Genomic DNA, 5,303 nt, shown 5'->3' on the forward strand with positions numbered 1-5,303 from the left:
GTCATTCCCGCGCAGGCGGGAATCCAGAAGTTTGGCATTACGGCAACCTCCAAACATTTCTGAAAACTGAATGTCTGGATTCCTGCCTGCGCGGGAATGACGGTATGGGTATATGAATTCGATTTAATAGTATAGAAAAAAGGTCGTCTGAAATTTCAGACGACCTTTTTGACGTTTGGCGAAACACCGAGTTTTCAGTCTTTGCGGCGGCTGCCTAAGTCGGCGGCGGCGGTAAAGAGTACGTCGGTGGAGGAGTTGAGGGCGGTTTCGGCGGAGTCTTGGATAACGCCGATAATCATACCGACGCCGACGACGCGCATGGCGAAGTCGTTGTCTATGCCCAAGAGGCTGCAGGCGACGGGAATCAGCAGCAGCGAGCCGCCGGCAACGCCGGATGCGCCGCATGCGCCGACGGTGGCGACGAGGCTCAGGAGCAGGGCGGTGGGGTAATCGACGACGATGCCTTTGGTGTGGGCGGCCGCCATGGCTAAGACGGTGATGGTAATCGCCGCGCCTGCCATGTTGATGGTTGCGCCCAGCGGGATGGAGACGGAGTAGGTGTCTTCATGCAAGCCGAGTTTTTTCGCCAATGCCATGTTGACGGGGATGTTGGCGGCGGAGGAGCGGGTGAAGAAGGCGTAGAGTCCGCTTTCGCGCAGGCAGGTGAAGACCAGTCCGTAGGGGTTTTTGCGGGTTTGCGACCAGACGATGAGTGGGTTCACGACGAAGGCGATAAATGCCATGCTGCCGAGCAGGACTGCCAGCAGGCGTCCGTAGCTGAGGAAGGCGGCAAAGCCGGTTTCGGCGACGGTTTGGGAGACCAGTCCGAAAATGCCCAAGGGGGCGAAACGGATAACCCATTGCACGACGGTGGTCACGGCGTCGGAGAGGTCGGAGACGACTTGGCGGGTGGTGTCGGAGCCGTGGTGGCGCAATGCGGAACCTAAAACCAACGCCCATGCGAGAATGCCGATATAGTTGGCTTGCGCGATGGCGTTAATCGGGTTGGACACGAGCTTCATCAAAAGCTCTTTGAGGACTTGGATGATGCCGGAGGGCGGGGCGAGGGTGGAAGTAGCTACGTCTTTAAACACCAGCGCGGTCGGGAATGCCATACTGGCGGCAACGGCGACGGCGGCTGCGGCAAATGTGCCGACGAGATACAGAATAATGATGGGTTTGATTTTGGCTTCGCCGCCTTTGCGGTATTGCACCAGCGCGGCGGTCACTAAGACGAACACCAATACGGGGGCGACGGCTTTCAATGCGCCGACGAACAATTCGCCGAGCAGCCCTGCGCCCAAACCTGCTTTCGGGGAAATGGAGCCGACCAAGACGCCCAACATCAAACCGATGATGATTTGCGGGACAAGTCCGATACGGTTGACTGCGTTCAGCAGTGGATTACCACTTGCCATGATACGTCCTCTTACTTTATGTGTTAAGAAACGTTGCATTTTAAAAGAAAATATCAATTATTGCGCAGGTTTACATATCAAATCGATTGTTGTGGCGAAAAATGCTTGATTTTTTAGAGAATTGGGCAGTTTGTGCTGTATTTTTCGGATTGGAGGGAGTTAATGTGTTTTGCTTCTGTCGCACAGAGACAGGTGCATCCGCCTTTTCAGACGACCCCTCCGTCTCGGGCGGGTTTTAAACCCGATTGAAAATAATGGTAGAATTTAGAACCCTTCTGCCGTTGAAACATTTTTTTGCCATGACCAGACTGACTTCGCCCATCCTGATTGCCTCACTCGCCCTTGCCTACGGACACGCAGCCGCAGCAGACCTGCCGCGTGCCGAAGACTACGAACCGATTCCCGGCTTCAAGCAGGGCGGGCAATCCGAGCAGGCTGCCAAAGCAGGCAAACTGACGCCCAAGTTTCCCGTCAAAATCGAAACCAAAAACAGCGAAGTCAAATCCATGCTCGAAGAATACCTGCCGCTGATTACCCAGCAGCAGGACGAAGAGTTGGACAAAGAGCAGGTCGGCTTCCTCGCCGAAGAAACGCCCGACAACGTCAAAACCATGCTCAAAACCAAAGGCTATTTCAACGGCAGCGTCAACGTCCAAGACAACGGTTCGAGCTACACCGTCGCCGTCAATCCCGGTCCGCGCACCAAAATCGACAACGTCAGCGTCGCCATCCTCGGCGACATCCTGTCAGACAACAACCTTGCCGAGTATTACCAAAAAGCCATGGCAAACTGGCAGCAGCCCGTTGGCGAATACTTTGACCAAGACGGCTGGAGCGGCAGCAAAACCTCCGTCCTCAGCGCAGTAACCCGCAAAAAATACCCGCTTGCCAAACTCAGCAACAGCCAAGCCACCGTCAATCCCAACAACAACACCGCCGATCTGAACGTGATCGTCGAAAGCAACCGCCCCATTTACTTCGGCGACTTTGAAATCACCGGTACCCGCCGCTATCCCGACAACGTCGTCGCCGGCCTGGCACGCTTCAAACCCGGTGCGCCCTACGATCTCGACCTCTTGCTCGACTTCCAACAAGCGCTCGAACAAAACGGACATTACTCCGGTGCATCCGTTCAAGCCGACTTCGACCGCCTCCAAGGCGACCGCGTCCCCGTCAAAGTCAACGTCACCGAAGTCAAACGCCACAAACTCGAAACCGGTATCCGCTACGACTCCGAATACGGCCTCGGCGGACGTATCGGTTACGACTACTACAACCTCTTCAACAAAGGCTACATCGGCTCCGTCGTTTGGGACATGGACAAATACGAAACCACCCTCGCCGCCGGTATCAGCCAGCCGCGCAACAGCGAAGGCAAATATTGGACGACCAACACGTCCTACAATCGCTCGACCACCCAAAACCTTGAAAAACGCGCCCTGACCAGCGGTATTTGGCGCGTGCGCGACCGCAACGGCATCGAATCGCGCCTCGGTATCGAATTCATTACCGAGGACCGCAAAGTGCCCGATACCAATTACGACCTCGGCCGCAGCCACGCCACCATGCTGACCGCCTCGTGGAAACGCCAAAACATCGAAACCGAGCTGCGTCCCGAAAACGGCTACTACCTCGACGGCAAAATCGGCGCAACGCTGGGCAACTTCCTGTCCTCCACCACCATGGCGCGCGCCACCGCCCGCGCAGGCTATTTCTACACGCCCGAAAACAAAAAACTCGGCACCTTCATCGTCCGCGGGCAGGCAGGTTACGTTTACGCCCGCGAAGGCGAAGACGTACCTTCCAGCCTCATGTTCCGCACCGGCGGCGCCTCTTCCGTACGCGGTTACGAACTCGACAGCATCGGTCTGGCAGGTCCGAACAATTCCGTCCTCCCCGATAGGGCATTACTGGTCGGCAGCCTCGAATACCAATTCCCGATTACCAAAAGCGTATCCGGCGCCGTCTTCCACGATGTCGGCGACGCCGCAGGCAACTTCAAACGCATGAGCATGAAACACGGTACCGGCCTCGGCGTGCGCTGGTTCAGCCCCGTCGCCCCGTTCTCCTTCGACGTCGCCTACGGACACCAAGACAAAAAACTCCGTTGGCACATCAGCTTGGGCACACGGTTTTAAGGTCGTCTGAAAATATAGACAGGCTTGCCGCAAAACCCATAATATCCAAAATTTTTACCATTTTTGGACCATAAATAAAAATCATGAATTTCGATCTTGAAAACCTCTCTTCATTCTCAGGCTGGGAGCGTCTCGTTGAAACCGGCATGGCATTCGGTACCAACCTCGTTGCCGCGCTGGCGATTTTCTTTGTCGGCAGATGGATAGCCGCCCGCCTCGTTATCCTGATGAAAGCTGCGCTGACCCGTGCCAAAGTGGACAGAACGCTCGTCAGCTTCCTCGGCAATGTGGCTAACGTCGGTCTGTTAATCCTGATCATCATTGCCGCGCTGGGCAAGTTGGGCATTCCGACCACGTCGGTTACCGCCTTAATCGGCGGCGCGGGTTTGGCGGTGGCTTTGTCGCTGAAAGACCAACTGTCGAACTTTGCCGCCGGCGCGCTGATTATTCTGTTCCGTCCGTTTAAAGTCGGCGACTACATCAAAGTCAACGGCTTCGAAGGCTTTGTTAGCGAAATTAAAATGGTGCAGACCGCGCTGAGTACGCCGGATAACGAAGAAGTCATCCTGCCCAACAGCGTCGTCATGAGCAACAGTATCGTGAATCGTTCTTCCATGCCGCTGTGCCGCGTGCAGGTGGTGGTCGGCGTCGATTACGCCTGTGATTTGAAGGCCGCCAAAGCCGCCGTTTTGAAAGCCGCCACCGAGCATCCTTTGTGCGTACAGACCCAAGGCAAAGAGGCAGTAACATATATTACCAACTTGGCCGACAGTGCCATCGAAATCACGCTTTGGGCGTGGACGAACGAAGCCGATTTGGGCGCGTTCCGCTTCGGGCTGAACGAGCAGGTAGTGGAAAACCTGCGTGCCGCCAATATCAATATTCCTTTCCCGCAGCGAGACGTGCATATCATCCAGCAGCAGGGGTAAGGGTAAGTTTCGGGTTGGAGAATCCGACCTGCTGAAACCGTAGGCATACGGTGTTTGAAACCCAAAGCCCATCTGAGGTCGTCTGAAAACCTGTCTTATGGTTTTCAGACGACCTTTTTATATTCTTTCCGTTTCCTGTATTATTCATATTGATTTAAACACTCTTTCTTGAAAGTTCAAAAATAATGTCGCTCACTTTAAAATCTGTTCTGACCGCCGGTTTGCTCCTTCTTGGATTCCAAGCCGCTGCCCAAGATATTCCGCAAGCGTTTCAAGGCAAATGGGCCGGGCATTATGAAGGGAAGGTATCGCCCAAACATATAAGGGCTTTATGTGCCATGGGTTATGATGAAAACGCTGCTATGGATAATGTCTATGTGTCGGAAGATAGCGGCTTTTATATTGAAATAGGTAAAAAATCAATTGAATTAAATGGTTGGGAATGGGGTGCGAAATATACGAAACTGAATTATCGAATTTATTCGCCCGATAAAATCGCAGGTACGGCACTCGTTCGGGAAGAGGAGCCGGAGCAAGGTACGCAGATTTATAACGATAATTTTGAGTTTTCGTTAAACCGAGGCGTGCTGACGCAAAGATTCCGTGATTTTTCAACGGACGGCTCAGGCAAAAAAGTTTGGCGGACGCGTACGCTGATGCGTTGCAAATAATGCTGGGCAAACCGTAGCCGGTCGCAAGTTGGAGGCTTGTATCCGACAACAGCCACTGTCATCTCAAAAGCTGTCGGATTTGAGAACCCGACCTACGGCAAAAACCGTAGCAGGAGAGAATAGAAACCCGTAGCGTGGGCTTTGCCC

At 54.1% G+C, this 5,303-nt stretch carries 4 protein-coding genes; 3 read left to right on the plus strand and 1 reads right to left on the minus strand.

Annotated features, from left to right (window positions below):
- Positions 1 to 194 precede the first annotated feature (194 nt).
- Entirely contained in the window at positions 195 to 1,418 is a 1,224-nt protein-coding gene (sstT, locus tag HMPREF2954_RS07350; protein ID WP_045072613.1) for a serine/threonine transporter SstT, read from the minus strand.
- 299 nt (positions 1,419 to 1,717) lie between these two features.
- Here sstT and HMPREF2954_RS07355 point away from each other — a divergent pair, with 299 nt between their 5' ends.
- From HMPREF2954_RS07355 to HMPREF2954_RS07365, 3 genes are all read left to right on the plus strand, one after another.
- Positions 1,718 to 3,556 (plus strand): autotransporter assembly complex protein TamA, encoded by a 1,839-nt coding sequence (locus HMPREF2954_RS07355; RefSeq protein ID WP_045072665.1) that lies wholly within the window; start codon positions 1,718 to 1,720, stop codon positions 3,554 to 3,556.
- An 83-nt stretch (positions 3,557 to 3,639) separates the two neighbouring features.
- Positions 3,640 to 4,485, plus strand: coding sequence for a mechanosensitive ion channel family protein (locus HMPREF2954_RS07360; protein WP_045072614.1), 846 nt, complete (start codon positions 3,640 to 3,642; stop codon positions 4,483 to 4,485).
- 185 nt (positions 4,486 to 4,670) lie between these two features.
- Positions 4,671 to 5,156, plus strand: a complete 486-nt coding sequence (locus HMPREF2954_RS07365) for a hypothetical protein (protein ID WP_045072616.1) — start codon at positions 4,671 to 4,673, stop codon at positions 5,154 to 5,156.
- The last annotated feature ends 147 nt before the right edge of the window (positions 5,157 to 5,303 follow it).

This window comes from Neisseria sp. HMSC067H09 (assembly GCF_001814135.1).
In the GTDB taxonomy this organism is placed as follows: domain Bacteria; phylum Pseudomonadota; class Gammaproteobacteria; order Burkholderiales; family Neisseriaceae; genus Neisseria.

Coding starts and splice junctions, on each gene's coding strand:
- sstT (WP_045072613.1), bottom strand. CDS start 1,418: ATGGCAAGTGGTAATCCACTGCTGAACGCAGTCAACCGTATCGGACTT.
- HMPREF2954_RS07360 (WP_045072614.1), top strand. CDS start 3,640: ATGAATTTCGATCTTGAAAACCTCTCTTCATTCTCAGGCTGGGAGCGT.
- HMPREF2954_RS07355 (WP_045072665.1), top strand. CDS start 1,718: ATGACCAGACTGACTTCGCCCATCCTGATTGCCTCACTCGCCCTTGCC.
- HMPREF2954_RS07365 (WP_045072616.1), top strand. CDS start 4,671: ATGTCGCTCACTTTAAAATCTGTTCTGACCGCCGGTTTGCTCCTTCTT.